Annotated in this window: 13 protein-coding genes; 7 read left to right on the forward strand and 6 right to left on the reverse strand. The window is 36.5% G+C overall.

Annotated features, from left to right (window positions below; all coding sequences use genetic code 11):
• Nucleotides 1–134 precede the first annotated feature (134 nt).
• Together C509_RS0110050 and C509_RS0110055 are read right to left on the reverse strand one after the other, a co-directional pair.
• Entirely contained in the window at nt 135–1,484 is a 1,350-nt protein-coding gene (locus tag C509_RS0110050) for an APC family permease (protein ID WP_018706802.1), read from the reverse strand.
• A 260-nt stretch (nt 1,485–1,744) separates the two neighbouring features.
• Nucleotides 1,745–3,364 (reverse strand): amidohydrolase, encoded by a 1,620-nt coding sequence (locus tag C509_RS0110055; RefSeq protein WP_018706803.1) that lies wholly within the window; start codon nt 3,362–3,364, stop codon nt 1,745–1,747.
• 1,243 nt (nt 3,365–4,607) lie between these two features.
• Here C509_RS0110055 and C509_RS0110060 point away from each other — a divergent pair.
• Nucleotides 4,608–5,531: a S66 peptidase family protein gene (locus C509_RS0110060; protein ID WP_018706804.1), complete on the forward strand. Its 924-nt coding sequence runs from the start codon at nt 4,608–4,610 to the stop codon at nt 5,529–5,531.
• Nucleotides 5,532–5,632: 101 nt separating this feature from the next.
• Nucleotides 5,633–7,030 (forward strand): DUF1565 domain-containing protein, encoded by a 1,398-nt coding sequence (locus tag C509_RS0110065; protein ID WP_018706805.1) that lies wholly within the window; start codon nt 5,633–5,635, stop codon nt 7,028–7,030.
• Nucleotides 7,031–7,302: 272 nt separating this feature from the next.
• Here C509_RS0110065 and C509_RS26110 read toward each other — a convergent pair whose 3' ends face one another.
• A complete protein-coding gene (locus tag C509_RS26110) occupies nt 7,303–7,461 on the reverse strand; it encodes a hypothetical protein (RefSeq protein WP_018706806.1) in 159 nt (52 codons plus the stop codon).
• A 129-nt stretch (nt 7,462–7,590) separates the two neighbouring features.
• Between C509_RS26110 and C509_RS26475 the strand changes: the two genes are divergently transcribed.
• The 5 genes from C509_RS26475 to C509_RS0110090 all read left to right on the forward strand — a co-directional run bounded on the left by C509_RS26475 (nt 7,591) and on the right by C509_RS0110090 (nt 12,115).
• Nucleotides 7,591–7,755, forward strand: coding sequence for a hypothetical protein (locus C509_RS26475; protein WP_169509200.1), 165 nt, complete (start codon nt 7,591–7,593; stop codon nt 7,753–7,755).
• Nucleotides 7,756–8,182: 427 nt separating this feature from the next.
• On the forward strand, nt 8,183–9,097 hold the full coding sequence (locus C509_RS0110075) for a class I SAM-dependent methyltransferase (protein ID WP_018706807.1): 915 nt from the start codon (nt 8,183–8,185) through the stop codon (nt 9,095–9,097).
• 534 nt (nt 9,098–9,631) lie between these two features.
• A complete protein-coding gene (locus C509_RS0110080; RefSeq protein WP_018706808.1) occupies nt 9,632–10,882 on the forward strand; it encodes an APC family permease in 1,251 nt (416 codons plus the stop codon).
• Nucleotides 10,883–11,016: 134 nt separating this feature from the next.
• Nucleotides 11,017–11,586: a bifunctional transcriptional activator/DNA repair enzyme AdaA gene (locus C509_RS0110085; protein WP_033370011.1), complete on the forward strand. Its 570-nt coding sequence runs from the start codon at nt 11,017–11,019 to the stop codon at nt 11,584–11,586.
• A complete protein-coding gene (locus C509_RS0110090) occupies nt 11,567–12,115 on the forward strand; it encodes a methylated-DNA--[protein]-cysteine S-methyltransferase (protein ID WP_018706810.1) in 549 nt (182 codons plus the stop codon). The genes C509_RS0110085 and C509_RS0110090 overlap by 20 nt, the downstream gene beginning before the upstream one ends.
• A 240-nt stretch (nt 12,116–12,355) precedes the next feature.
• Here C509_RS0110090 and C509_RS0110100 read toward each other — a convergent pair whose 3' ends face one another.
• The 3 genes from C509_RS0110100 to C509_RS0110110 are packed head-to-tail and all read right to left on the reverse strand — an operon-like array spanning nt 12,356 to nt 14,801.
• Entirely contained in the window at nt 12,356–13,183 is an 828-nt protein-coding gene (locus tag C509_RS0110100; protein WP_018706812.1) for a DUF4097 family beta strand repeat-containing protein, read from the reverse strand.
• Complete coding sequence (locus C509_RS0110105) at nt 13,184–13,888, reverse strand: ABC transporter permease (RefSeq protein WP_018706813.1); 705 nt, start codon at nt 13,886–13,888, stop codon at nt 13,184–13,186.
• A complete protein-coding gene (locus C509_RS0110110) occupies nt 13,881–14,801 on the reverse strand; it encodes an ABC transporter ATP-binding protein (RefSeq protein ID WP_018706814.1) in 921 nt (306 codons plus the stop codon). The genes C509_RS0110105 and C509_RS0110110 overlap by 8 nt, the downstream gene beginning before the upstream one ends.
• Nucleotides 14,802–15,010 lie beyond the last annotated feature (209 nt).

The raw sequence follows: 15,010 nt of genomic DNA on the forward strand, positions 1-15,010 counted from the left end.
AGTGGGAGCGGAGGAAGGCCGACAGCCACTGGGACCAATAACTCTCACTTAAATTCAAATTACAAAGGTGAACATTAAACCTTAGAAGAATGTAGTTGATTGTCAAAAAGATATAGCTACCTCACAAGATTATCTTAACTTGTTAATTCACTTTTTTCGTCAAAAATTTCCGGAGGTGGTTGTTTAAAAAATTTGGTTTGGTTTAAAAGATATAAAAATCCAATCATTATCCAAACTCCACCTAAAATAAGAGCATTTGAATTCATACTTAACAATAAGCAAACTATAAAAATTGCTCCTATTAATGGAATGAGTAAATACTGAATAACTCCCTTAGGCGTACGAATTACACTCTTCAGAAAATAGTGACTGATAACTGAGAGATTCACGAACACAAATGCAAAAAAAGCACCAAATGTTATAAAGGAAGTTGCTGTATCAAGGTTAAAAAACAAAGCTGACATCGCCACAAAAGCAACTATTAAAATATTATAAACAGGTGTATTGTACTTAGGTGAAATATATCCAAAAACCCGTCTAGGAAGTATATTTTCTCTTCCCATTGCATATAAGACTCGTGCAGCAGAAGAACCCGAAGCAACTGCAGAAGCAAATCCAGCGGTAAGTGCTACTGCTATAAAAGCAGTATTTAAAAATATACCACCAATGTCATAGGCAATTTCTAAATACGCAGAATCAGGGTTTACAAATGTACTAACATTCGGATGGACCATTTGTAATAAATATGAACCAGCAATATATAGAAATCCGCCAATTAGTGGAATCGCATAAATCGCCTTTGGCAACGTTTTTTTAGGGTCTTTAGTCTCCTCTGATAAAGCAGTAATTGCATCAAACCCTAGAAAAGTAAAGCATAAAATGGGCACCACAGAGATTAACGAAGAAAATTCTACATTTTGGTCAAAGAAAGGCTTAATGGAAAATAAAGTCCCGGTTCCTCCGCCAGTTAACAAATATTTTATTGAAAAAATAAAAAAGAAAATAAAAATTAATAGTTGTAAAAGAAAAACATAGGTATTAAAATTCGCAGCAAATTTAATACCACGTATATTCACAATGGTTATGATTATGATAAAAAGAATGATCCATACATAAATTGGTATAGCTGGAAAATAAGCAGTTAGCGCTATTCCTAAAAGCAATGCACTAATCATTGGGCTAAGCATATAATCTAGCAATATAGCCCAACCAACAAGAAATCCTATATAGGGATTAATGGCTTTCTGTGTAAATGTGTAAGCTGCTCCAGCTGAAGGGAATGCTTTAACTAACTGTGAATAACTATATGCTGTAAATAACATAACAAATAGGGCAATAGCGTATCCAATTGCAATCATTCCTTTGCTTTCAACAGCCACAATACCGTATGTTGCAAAAAATGTTTGAGGAGCCATGAAAGCAAGTCCAAAAAATACTATGTGTCTTAAGGCTAATACTCGTTGTAGTTCTCCAGATTTTCTCATTTTAGCCTCCTGGGATAATAACTCAGATCTAATTTATTACCTCTATTGATTGAGTAGAAGCACATCCTCCTACTCGTTTTATCTGCATTATACTGATTGAGCAAAACATATCTTAGTCGCTGATGCAGCCTTTGCCCATGTTATTAGTAGTTTCCGGTGTATGGAGCCAGAGCCCCGCTGGGTGCAACCAAAGTATTTTTCCCCACCAGGGCATCCAATTTACTGGAATTGGCATTCATCTGACCGCAAAGTAATCTTGTTTAATTTTTTATCGAATTTCTTTCATAAATTACTTGTCCATCAACCATCGTTAAAACGGTTTTGGCAGCTTTTATTTGTTCTGCCGGAACATCAAACAGATTTCTGTCAAGAACGGTAATGTCGGCCACTTTTCCAACTTCGAGCGTTCCTAACTCGTTTTCAGTAAACGTTCCATATGCAGGTCCTAATGTATAGGCTTTCAATGCTTCTGAAAGTGTAATTCGTTCATGTGGGTGCCAAACATCTTTTCCGCTGCTATCAATTCTTGTAATTGCTCGATAGATTTGTAACATTGGATTTAATAGATCGACTGGAAAGTCCGTCCCAAATGCTATCCTTGCACCTGTTTTTTGCAAAGTGTTAATGATAAACACATACTTTTCTCTTTCTTTACCGATACGGTTGGTATAGACGCCTCTTTCTGACATTGCAAAATGATCTGGCTGCATAGAAACAATGACTCCTAATTCATTAAAACGCTCAATATCGTCTGGGTGGATAACTTCCACGTGCTCAATTGCATGTCTAGAATCCCTTATTCCATTCTTGATTTGTGCCTCTTCAAAGGCATCTAATGCCATACGAATCGCGCCATCACCAATCGCATGAAATCGAATCGCAAACCCTTCTTTATCTGCTTCCGTCACCCACTTATAGTATGTTTCTTGTGAATATGCTGTATCCCCTCTTGTTTCTGGGGCGTCCGCATAAGGTTCTAACATATATGCGGTCCGTGGTGTAATAACCCCGTCGATAAATTGCTTTAAACCGGAGACGCGAAGTTTGTTAGATTGATATTCTTCTCGTAACTGTTTTGCTCTCGCTATATCGCCGTTTAACTCTGGCCATAAAAATACTCTTAAAGACAACTCATCTTTGTCTTCAAATCTTTTGAATAGTTTATACTCGTTTATTGTATTTTGACTTGGCGCGTACAAGTCATTAACTGCTGTAACACCGACACTTGCAGCATGTGAAAGGAAATTTTTAAACATTTTTTCCTGCTGTTCCTCAGTAAAGTTATGTGAAATATCTGTTACTAAATTTGTTGCTTTTTCGTATAAAATTCCTGTTGGTTCCCCGTATGCATCTTTTTCGATTTCGCCGTACTCCGGATTCTCTGTATCCCGGTCGATATTTGCCAACTCCAACGCTTTTGAATTGACCCAAGCATAATGAAGTTCTGCATGAAATAAAATCGCTGGCCGATCTGGAAGTACACGGTCTAGTGAATGGCGAGTAGGTAGTTTCTGCTGATCCCAATATCCCGCATCCCACATATATCCGATAATCCAAGGTTCATCCGGTTTTGAATCGGCAAACTCTTGAATCATTTTTAACGCTTCCATTTCGGAGCGAGCATCAAATAAATTGACGCTATCCAGGAATACACAACCTTGCATAATATGTAAATGAAAGTCGTGAAAGCCAGGAGTAATTAATTGATCCTTAAAATCATATATTTTTGTGTTACCATCCGTATGCGCCTTCATTTCGTCTTTCGTACCAATGGCAATAATTTTATTGTTGGAAATAGCGATGGAAGCCTGGATTGGATGATCCTCTTTTCCGGTAAAAACTGCATTACTTGATAGAATAATATCTGCTTTTTTATTCACTATTTCTTCATTCCTTTCATCCGAGTAGTTTATTTTTAAATGGTATGGATTGTAAGTTATATGAGAGAGACGGTCCGTTATTCTATATAAAATGTTTAAATATGAATTTCCACTGAGGTAAAAACAGCGGTAAAGGAAGTAAAATAAATACTAGCTTAACGAACACCGATATGTTTTTAAGAATCCCCTAAGGTCAATATGAAGCTCAATGAAACTCATCTCATCAGCGAGTGTTTTCATCAGGCATATAGTCAATCCGTTGAAATCCCTCCCAATAAGTAATTCCTTGGTATCTTTTCTACAAAAAGTAAATTTTCCACCTAACCAAGATCGGCAGCCGAAACCGAGCCCTCCTTTTCATTAGTAAAACTACCAGTTAACCGCTTTCAATCTCGTTGTTTTTGAGATCACGAATCATTTTTAACGTTCTAACAAACCAATTACACTTTCACAGCTTCCATTCGTTTAGAATGAACATGCGATCCGACAACGACCGCTTAAGTCTCTTTAATTCTTACCTGTTCTTCTTTTGCAAACACTTCCAAAGTCTTATACTCTAATCTCAAGCGCCTCATACATCCCTTCGATAATCATCTATAGGCAACCATTTTCGTCACTTATGGATGGGGTTCTTGCTGGTTGTTTGAAGTAAATGATCTTTGTGGCAATTACTTAAGGTTTTATCCTCTATAAAAAAGTATAATGCACAATTCGTGCCAAGTTTTAAAAAGTCGCGTGGACAGAAACTTGGTAAAAGCTAGATTCTAAGCCCCGAATACAACTAAAAAAATATTTAAAAATACAGTGTCCAGTATGCATATGCTAATTGATTTCTAGGGAAAACACCAAAATATCGATTCGGATTCGAGCTGAAATGAACCGGATTCGGAGCGGTGGATGATCTGCTCCCCGATAAAAGAAATCAATGATGGTTTTCTACACCTTCATTCGATCTTCTTATTGTCTCACTTCGTTTGTTCTTCTCGTTGTTTGTTTTTTTTAGCATGATTACTTGTTCTTACTAATGGTTATTTGATGTTCTATTACAGAAAAACCTTTATAAGTATATGGTAAAGAAAAACAAAACCTTCATTACATCTATCTAATTTCAAGACATCAAAAAATCTTGTTCCATTAAAAATGAGTCAGTCAGAAATATCTTTTCTGACCTTAAAATACGAGCGGGTGCGTTAGGTGAAGCAAAAAAAATTATGGTATTGAAAACAAAAGGGGGCTAACACTTATGGTATTGAAACCACCTAATTTACAACAAGGGGACACTATTGGAATTGTTACTCTGGGTAGTCCATTAGAGGCAAATGTTATTAATACTAGAATCAATATGTTAAATAATATGGGGTTTGATGTAGTAGTAGGGGATCATGTATATTCCCAAAACGGGTTTCTTGCAGGCACTGACCAAGAGCGAGCACTCGATTTGATGAATATGTTTCAAAATGAACAAGTTAAATTAATATTACCTACAAGGGGAGGGGTTGGCGTAGCCGGAATTCTTCCCTACCTTGACTATAATATCATTCGACAAAATCCGAAAATTGTAACGGGTTATAGCGATATTACGATATTATTAAACGTACTTTTTCAATATGCAGATTTAATGACATTCCATAGCCTTATGCTTATCAACTTTACTTCTGAAACCCCAGCATACAATTATAATCAGTTTTTTTCCATAACTTCCACCTTTTCAGCACCCAGGCTAATAGTGAATCCCCCAGGAATACCTCTTGTTGGCAGAATTCCAGGAAATGTTACGGGTCGTATTGTCGGAGGCAATCTCACGTCTTTTATTGGTACTTTGGGAACAGATTTCGAGATAGATACAAGGGGAAAAATCCTGTTCCTGGAAGAGACGCATGAACCCGTTAATACGGTCTATCGATATATGAATCATTTGAAAATGGCTGGAAAATTTCAGGATTGTATCGGAATTATCATGGGAGAGTGTACAGGATGCCCAGTTGCTTACGGTAAGTCCTATGAAGATTTAATTAATGAGTTCGTTGTTCCTCTTGGAAAACCGCTGATGACCAATCTTACAACTGGACATGGAACTTATAAAACAGCAATTCCTATTGGAGCATTAGTCAACATGAATACGATCAACCAAACACTAACCTTGCTTGAACCAACAGTCAGCCTTTGAATGGAATGATGCGGTTTCAATTTTATGACAAAAAAATAGCATTTTCGTTAATTCGAGTGCAATATGAAAGAAAGGAATTATTTTCAATAAGGAATGATTAAATGAAAAAGGTTTTTCTAATTCTCTTGGCTGCGGCTGCTATCATAATTGTTTTGAAATTAATTAATGCTCATGTAAAACAGGATAAGGCTATATACGTAGCTGTAAATGGAGATGATCAAAATAATGGTACAAAATCAAAACCCTTTCGCACACTAAAAAAAGCTGCTGTAGAAGCTAAAGCAGGGACGACCGTCTTCATACGTAAAGGAACATACAAAGAAAAGCTTGTCGTAAAACATAGTGGTACAAAATCAAAACCAATTATTTTTAGACCATACAAAAGGGAAAAGGTGGTTATTAGTGGAAAAGAACTAAAGGATGTTGAAGGCGATACATCCTTAATTGCAATTCATAATAAAAATTATATTATGATTAGCGGATTAATTATTCAGGATGTAACGACTAATTTACCAGATGAAACAGTCATGGGGATTTATGTAACGGGTTCTAGCAGTCATATCACTTTGAAAAATAACCATGTACGCCGGATAAAAACACTTGCGGATGACGGTAATGGACATGGAATCGCGATATACGGGACAGGTGCGATGAGGGATATAAATGTTTTGAGTAATACGATAGAAGATTTAAAGCTCGGTGCTAGTGAATCTCTTGTTTTAAACGGAAATATTGACGGTTTTACGGTGGATAGCAATCTAGTTCGCAGAAATAATAATATCGGTATTGATCTGATTGGTTACGAAGGTACCTCTCATGATAAAAAAGCAGACTTTATACGTAATGGCGTTGTAAAAAATAATGTAGTTTATGAAATATCATCTTTCGGCAATCCAGCTTATGGGGAAGATTATTCTGCCGGAGGAATTTATGTAGATGGTGGGAAAAATATAACCATTGATAAGAATACTGTTTATAAAAGCGATATCGGAATAGAGGCAACCTCAGAACATCATAAAAAATATGCAGATAATATTCATATTACAAACAATATTTTATATCATAATTTTTACACTGGAATATCAATTGGAGGGTATGATGAAGATCGGGGAGGTACTAAAAATTCATTTATCTCACAAAACATTATTTATCGAAATGACACGAAGGGACTAGATGGGGGGCAGCTTTTATTACAGAATGATATAAAAAACATCGTGATAGAAAAAAATATTTTGACTGCTGGCCCATCCCGCCTATTTATCACGAACTATTTTACAACAAACAAAGAAACTGAACTAACGAAGAATGTATTCCATAAAGAAAAAGGAAAAAAGGGAATATGGGTCTGGAAAGAAAAAGAATATACTACTTATCCGGGGTTTAAAAAAGCCTCGAACAGTGATGAGAAATCCAGTTATTTAGATCCAAGATATAAAAATGCAAAAAAATATGATTTTGAACTAAAAAAGGATTCACCTGCTTTAAAAATTGTAGATTAAGTTTTGGTATATAAATTGAACTAAACATAAATGGTGAATCATAAGCATTTTCTAAGTAATTTGGTGAAAAATGGATGTAGGGCCACTTATGCATCGTTTCTCCTAATATGGTGGAATTTTACATATAACTGGATGTAATGATATTACTTAACTTTCCTAAAACGGATGGATAAAGACTTAAAAGGTAAACTTTGCAACCGATCACTTCTGCGCAATATATTCAATGTGAAGTAGATATCATTACTGAAAATATGGGATAAAAAAGCCCTCATTCAGGGCTTATTACTATATGGTAATTCCTCTAAGGTTTCGATCAATCTAATCATGCGGTGTTCGATGTTTTCTCCATCCTTTAATGCCATTAGCATCATGGTTAGTTCGAGTTTGCTTTCAAGAATAATTGCATTAAATTGAGCAACATCTATATTCAATTTCAAACCCTCCCCATTTTTGTCCGTATTCTTGCGGATACATTGCCGGCGAAATTTTTTATTTCATACTATAACAATATAATGTATAAAATCTATACATTTAGTGAAATCAATGTTTTTTAGAACAAAATGGTTAAAAAAAGAGAAGATATAAAAGTCGATGTTCCTCAAACTCAGGTGAGATCTGTAAAAGCTGAGGCACCGAAGATTATTAAGGACGCCTGGCTAAACAATATCGCATTAGTCATTACAGAAGCACAGCAAAGCAAAATCTTGAGTTGCTTCATAAATTGACGTTCGGTCATCTGGTGTAACATCTAAGCCTGCTAAAAAGGGCTCGAAAATGGTTAACTCAAATCGATCATCGTAGATTCTTTTAAGGCCTACCGTAAAAAAAAAATAGTGATTAGCCAGACTGCCGCACAGAATTTGCAGAGGTTATAATCAAATATAGTCTCACTTTTGTGGGCTATTAAATGACGGAGTAAGGAGTATATATACTTACTTGTATTTCATATAATTTTCCAACCGTTTTTCATCTACTTCATTTCCTGCGACAACGAGCTTGTCACCACCTTTTTCAATAAGTAAATGTATGAAGGTGTTTTTATTGACAAAAAAATTTACATATGCTATAATTTACAATAAAAAATTTTCGGGTTAAAATGGGGTTCTCCTGGCCAGGGGAATCCCATTTTTTTATGTAAAGGAGTGTATTTGGATGAATAAAGACGAATCCAGTTTGACTTCACTCATTTCAGCATTTGGTAGAGCCTATCATAGTCAATTTGACACCCCTAAGATTTTTGATGACCATATCGCAAAGAAATTAATATCACCAAAAGAATATAATGATATCAAAGAAAATATGGTTCAAGGTATACCATTCTTCAATAAGGAAATAGCGGAAAAATATAAGGGTAATCCAGATGAAATATTAAAATGGATTACACAAGTTCAGCTGTCACCAACGCCATTGGCTCGTGCGGCTTATTGCGAAAAAATATTACGCAATGAAGTAAGGCTGGGGGTAAAGCAATATGTAATATTAGGTGCAGGCTTAGATACATTCGGTTTTCGGCATCCTGAACTGGAAAGCACCTTAGAGATATTTGAAATTGATCATCCGGCAACACAGGAGTTTAAAAAGAAGAGATTAGAGCAAGTTGATTTAAAGATACCGGGTAATCTTCATTTTATTCCCATGGATTTAACGAACACATTATCATACGAGAAACTGATAGAGAAAGGATTTGGCTATGAGAAAACCTTTTTTAGTTTGCTGGGCGTTTCCTATTATTTAACGAAGCAAGAACTTTCAAGCTTGCTAGATCAGTTATTTGCGAAAGTTCCAACTGGAAGCTCCATTGTTTTCGATTATGCCGACCGAAGACTTTTTGAAGAGAAAGGATTTTCGAACAGAGTAGAAAACATGGTAAAAATGGCTGCAGTGGGCGGAGAACCAATGAAGTCGTGTTATTCATACTCTGAACTGGAGAAAATGTTGGAGAGTTCAGGCTTGCTTATCTATGAACATTTATCACCAGCTAAAATTAATGAGCTTTATTTTAGTAATCGAAAAGATTATTTGACAGCCTTTGAAACGATTCATTATATTCATGCTGTAAAAAAGTGATTAAATTCTTTGAATCATATGAACAATACCGTTAAGTAAAGTATGGTCTTGTCATACTATCTGATGGCATTGTTTGATAGTTAGTAGTCATTGGAGTATATCTATTTTTAAAGATTTGTTTGAACAGCAGTTATTAATAGAATAAGAGTCTAGTTTATAAGCCGGTAAACGGACGACTCGATGCCCCTTCAGCCAATAGGCATTAATTTAAACGTTTTTGAAACAGCGGGTTAATCATAAAAAACGCAAGCCCAATCAGCAATAAGATAGGGCTTGCGTTTTTTAATTGTGTTTTGTGTTGAAAAGTTTAGTCTCCATGTGATGAAACCTTATTTATTAGAGATCTTCATTTATGCACATACTTCTTACAAGTGTTTTTCCATTCCCATAACCAAGCGATTTCATTGCTAGTATCTCTCCCTGGTCATACTGAAGTTTGAATAGTTTATTAAAAAGCCAGAATTAGAATGCAAGAAAAGAGAAGAACATCAAGCACAATGCTGGTAAGGTAATGTATGAAAGAAGGGGTGGCAAATGGAAAGAAGATCGATAGGGTTATATGAAGGTATTGCGTTATATATTGCTGCGATTCTTGGTTCGGGTGTTCTCTTTTTGTCCGGAGTTACTGCTTCGATAGCGGGTCCGGCATCCATTTTATCCTGGATGATCGTGATATTCATTAGTTTTCCGCTTGCCTATTCATTTGCCTGTCTGGCTCGCAAATATCCCGATGCTGGAGGGGCAGCTACTTTTGTTCGGCTTTCTTTCGGGTATCATTTAGGTAATATTGTTGGTTGGTTATACTTTGCCACTGCGGCAGTTGGCCAAACTGTTGTAGCCTTGACTGGTGCTTTCTATATCAGTCTGGCTTTTGGGCTCAGTGATATTGAAAGAGCATGTATTGCGATCATGATCTTATTGATTGCGGGTCTATCCAATTACCATGGTGTTGTTGTAAGTGGTAAAGTGGCATTAATTATAAGTACTTGTCTGCTCCTATTGTTAATCCTTACAGTGCTCGTCTCCTTAGTCAACATCGAGTGGGGGAATTTCACACCTTTTCTTTCAAATGGATGGTACTCGATTGGGGAAGCAGTAACTGTTATTTTTTGGTCGTTTTTTGGTTGGGAAGCTATTTGTAATCTTGCCCACCACTTTAAAAAACCGGAAAAAAATATTGTTAAAAGCACGATTATTAGTGCGGTGGTAATAAGCCTACTGTTCTTGGCGCTAAGCTTTGTCACTATTGGAACCGGAACGTATGGAAATATTGAAAGCAATTTTTCCCCAATAGGTGTGATCATGGGAGAGACAATTGGAGTAGGAGCCCAAATGGTAACTGCCATTTTAGCTCTCATGATATGTATTGGAACGTCTAATGCATTTGTGGCGAGTTTGACTCAGCTCGGGTATTCGTTGGGCAGAGATGGAGCTTTCCCAAAAAAACTCTCGGTTTTACATGTAACAAAACAAATTCCCAGACGGATGGTGGCATTTGTCATTGCTATTGCTATAGCCGGAGTCATTTTAACAGAATCTTTATCCATGTCTTTCCGTGGTATATTATTTATACCTACCTCGTTGGGAGTAATAGTATACATTCTATCCATGGCAGCGGGTGTTAAATTATTTGCCAAACATACATTTCCTTGGTGGTGCTCGTTATTATCACTCACCATGTGTATACTTGTCCTTCCGTTTTTTGAATTGTATTTGACGGTTCCAGTTATCATCGTTGCATTGTATGCCGGCTATATGATGTTTCAGAAAAAGTTTCTGTCTTAACTGAAGACCACGCTCATTATAATAAAATACTCTTATAAATCAAAAATGAGATTCCAATAACAATACTTAAAAAGTGTTGGCTTTAAAAGGAGAGACTGTTTGTGACATTACAAACGAAACTTTCAACGGCATTAATGTGGGAAGCGGTTGTTTCATGTAATCAAATATATGATGGCAAGTTTTTTTATGCAGTAAAAACAACAGGAATATTTTGCCGTCCCTCTTGTAAATCAAAGACACCGAATCACAAAAATATTTGTTTTTTTGAAACAGCAACAGAAGCCATGAACCAAGGATTTCGACCGTGTAAACGATGTAAGCCAGATTTACAAGTTGACATTTTTGACCCTCATCTTGAAATTGTGGAACAAACAAAGAACTATTTAGAACATCACTACCAAGAAAAAATTATGTTACATACATTAGCTTTGAAAATTGGCATAAGCCAATATTATTTAAACCGGATTTTTAAAGAAAAAACAGGATTTACCCCTCATATGTATTTGGAAAATATACGAATTGAGAAGGCCAGAGGCCTGCTTTTGTCTACTGCTTACAGCAGTACCGAAATTTGTTTTCAAGTAGGATACAACAACTTCTCCAGTTTTTACAGGCAGTTCAAAAAGTTGTCCGGCTGCTCGCCAAACCAATATAGAACGAAAAAAGAATGGAAGGATTTCAACTGTGAAACAAATAAAAAATGAAAAAATATATTGGACTTTGTTCAAGCATGATCAATGGAAGATGTATCTTGCCGCAACAGTGAAGGGACTTTGTTATGTAGGTTCTTACGATAAGGGGGTTGAGCCACTAACAAGTTGGGCTAAATCTATATTCGAAGAGGTTCATTTAGAACAAAATGACGAAAAGCTGGAGCCATATATCGATGAGTTTAAGGAGTATTTTGAACAGAAACGTAATTTGTTTACTTTTCCGGTCGACCTGCATGGAACGGATTTTCAATTATTAGTATGGAATGCTTTGCTAGACATACCTTATGGCGAGACTTTTTCTTATTCCCAACTTGCATCAAACCTTCAAAGGCCCAATGCCGTTAGGGCCGTTGCCAGTGCAATAGGTGCTAACCCGGTTTTAATGGCAATTCCTTGTCACAGGGTGATAGGAAAAAACGGAGAATTGAGAGGCTATCGGGGAGGGATTGAGATGAAGAAACAGCTTCTGGAGTTGGAAAAACCCCTCATTCATAAACAACTTCATCCATGTAACCACTAAAACAGGTAGGAGGAGTAAGTGCAGTTACAGGTCAATAATTATAAGCAACACTGCACTAAGACATCAGATTAGACTACCATTAAAAAACAAACTGTTGAGCAAGAGGTATCAGCCCCCTCGGTTCACAGTTTGTTTTACATTCCCTTTATCCATAAAAGAAATGTCCCATTGAAACCCAGTATAGGCTGCAAGGATGCCCGATACCATGGGGCAAAGGATATTTCTTTATCAACCTCTTTTCTATTTGATTGCAATGACACCATCTTTCGTTTCGGCTGAAAGGATATTAGAGCCATCGCCGATATTACCTGTTTTCTTATTATACTTTGGTAATGTTATCTCGACATCTTCACCAGTTGTCAATAATTGAAGTGAAGTTGGTGATTCTTTATAGTGAATACCAATATCACCAGAGACACTTTTCACATGTACATTCGGCTGTTCTGCAGCCTTTGTCAATTTGATTTGTCCATCAACCGTTTGTATTGTATGTGTTGAGCCAGTGCTTTCTTTTATGGCAACATCACCCGCAGTTGAGGTAATTTCTAAATGATCGATGGCACTGTTTGCTATTGTCACATTCCCATCTTCCGATTGAATCTCAGTATTTGAAGCGGAAAGATTTTTTAGATAAGTTACGCCTGCTGACGTTTCAAGTTGTATTGTATCGAGTTCCAGATCCTGAATGGTGAAATCTCCATCTGCACCATTAAGGGCCAGTGTTTTGCTTTGAGAATTGGGCAATTGTACGATAACGGTTGCCGTTGGACGAAAACGGATATTTTCTTTCCAATTTTTCTTGCCCTTTTGCTCTTTCATGAAGAATGTATTGTTTTCTTCATGAATTGTCAGCATGTTTTTATTTAATTTATGTCCTTGCATTTGAACATGTATTTTATCATCAGGTGAGTTGGAAATAGCCATATTTAACTCATCAAGTGTCACATCGATATGCGGCACCGCTTCGTATTCACCAATCGTTATTGTCTTCGCCGGTTGTTTCATAAAAAGAATAATGGTTACAGTGATGATTCCAAGCAACAGTACAAACAATATTTTTCGGATCATTTATCCTGCATCCTTTACGTCAATGTTGCGGAATGATAAATAGGCAATGCCAATCCCAAGCAGTGCTAATAGGAGTGGGATCAATACAACATCGGCTAAGCTAAATGTTGCACCGCCATCAGAAACGGTTGCGTTAATTAAAAAGCTGATAATGACGGCAGATGTAATTGTGGCAGCAGTCGACTTTTTACGCATACCGAAAAATAACGGAATTAAAGCAATTGCGCCCATCATTATTGCGTTAGTCAACGTTTTTGGAAACGTCGCAGCTAAATCATTCATGGATACTGTGCCTTCAAATAACCCGAGTGAGGGCTGTAAAAAGTACGTGATTATTTGCATGAGCCAAACGCCGGCAAATAAACAGCCTGCAGTAAATAAATAAGCGAGCGTTAACTTAGCAAATAAAAGTTTTTTACGTTTTATAGGGTAGGTAAACAATACTTGCATCGTTTTCGTACGAAATTCTGAAATGATCAAGCGGGATAAAATCACACTGCCCAAAATAATAAATGTAATATTCGATAAGATATTTACGAGTGTCATAAACTCTTGAAATGAACGCATCGCCCCGTCTGCATCATTTTTTGAAGCTAATGAAATGAATGCCACAAAGCCATAAATGCCAATAACACAGAAGAAGAAGCTTGTAAAATAACGTTCCATTTGATGCTTGCGCCATTCTAAGCTGATTAAATTAAGCATATTGTTTCCTCCCATTAATAAGATTGACAAAATATTCTTCTAACGATTGATGTACAGTTTCGACCTCATCTACATCAACACCATGCATGATCAAATGCTTTGTTAATGTTGATGGCTTTTCGTGCATTTGTTGAATAATCAAAGTTCTAGGATTCGTAATTTGCACTTTAGCACTGAATTTTTCCTCTAATATTCGTTTCGCTTTTTTCGTATCACTAACAACCATTTCGATCGTCGATTGCCTTTTATCACGCAGGGAATGCATCGGAATTTCCTCAATTAATTCTCCGCGATTTAATACGCCAATCGTATCTGCAATGGATTCGATTTCCGAGACGATATGGCTCGAAATTAAAATGGTCATTCCATATTGATGTTTTAGCATGACAAGCAATTCTCTCACTTCTTTAATGCCGATGGGATCCAGCCCATTAATAGGCTCATCTAAAATTAAAATGTTGGGTTTAGCAACAATGGCGCGTGCAATCGCCAGACGTTGTCGCATACCGAGGGAAAATTCCTTTACTTTCTTCCTTTCAATTTGTTGCAATCCGACAATGTCTAACACTTTCTTGATATGGTTTTGGTCTTTATACCCTATATAAGAACAGTGCATTTCCAAGTTTTCTTGTGCGGTTAGTTCCTCATAAAAAATGGGATACTCAATGAGACTGCCGATGTCTTTTAAATATTTATACGAACTGGTAACAATGGGGTGATTTTGAATGAAAATATCCCCTGATGTCGGCTTTACTAAATTCAATAGCATTTTCATCAACGTCGTTTTTCCAGCACCGTTTGGACCGAGAAACCCATAAATTTCTCCTTCTTTAATATTCATACTTACTTGGTTAATGACAGGTTTGCCTGTATAACGTTTTGTTAATTGATGTGTTTGAATCATGTAATCCATACATATGCCTCCTGTTTAATTGCTTAATTACAGCGTAAAAGATCAAAGTAAAAATAAAGTAAACAGGCAGGAAAATGTACGTAATTTTTACTGGAAAGACAGGTATGGCGGAAGAAAACTTGTTAGAATGGAATAAGAAAAGTGCAGGCGCCTTGCTCATCAACGTGCAGACTGGAGTGCTTCTGACAAGATAAAAGAAACGCAGCGGA

The organism is Siminovitchia fordii DSM 16014 = CIP 108821, from assembly GCF_000374565.1.
Classification (GTDB): Bacteria; Bacillota; Bacilli; order Bacillales; family Bacillaceae_C; genus Siminovitchia; species Siminovitchia fordii.

Coding starts and splice junctions, on each gene's coding strand:
- C509_RS0110065 (WP_018706805.1), top strand. CDS start 5,633: ATGAAAAAGGTTTTTCTAATTCTCTTGGCTGCGGCTGCTATCATAATT.
- C509_RS0110085 (WP_033370011.1), top strand. CDS start 11,017: ATGTGGGAAGCGGTTGTTTCATGTAATCAAATATATGATGGCAAGTTT.
- C509_RS0110080 (WP_018706808.1), top strand. CDS start 9,632: ATGGAAAGAAGATCGATAGGGTTATATGAAGGTATTGCGTTATATATT.
- C509_RS0110060 (WP_018706804.1), top strand. CDS start 4,608: ATGGTATTGAAACCACCTAATTTACAACAAGGGGACACTATTGGAATT.
- C509_RS26475 (WP_169509200.1), top strand. CDS start 7,591: ATGGTTAAAAAAAGAGAAGATATAAAAGTCGATGTTCCTCAAACTCAG.
- C509_RS0110110 (WP_018706814.1), bottom strand. CDS start 14,801: ATGGATTACATGATTCAAACACATCAATTAACAAAACGTTATACAGGC.
- C509_RS0110075 (WP_018706807.1), top strand. CDS start 8,183: ATGAATAAAGACGAATCCAGTTTGACTTCACTCATTTCAGCATTTGGT.
- C509_RS0110105 (WP_018706813.1), bottom strand. CDS start 13,888: ATGCTTAATTTAATCAGCTTAGAATGGCGCAAGCATCAAATGGAACGT.
- C509_RS0110050 (WP_018706802.1), bottom strand. CDS start 1,484: ATGAGAAAATCTGGAGAACTACAACGAGTATTAGCCTTAAGACACATA.
- C509_RS0110100 (WP_018706812.1), bottom strand. CDS start 13,183: ATGATCCGAAAAATATTGTTTGTACTGTTGCTTGGAATCATCACTGTA.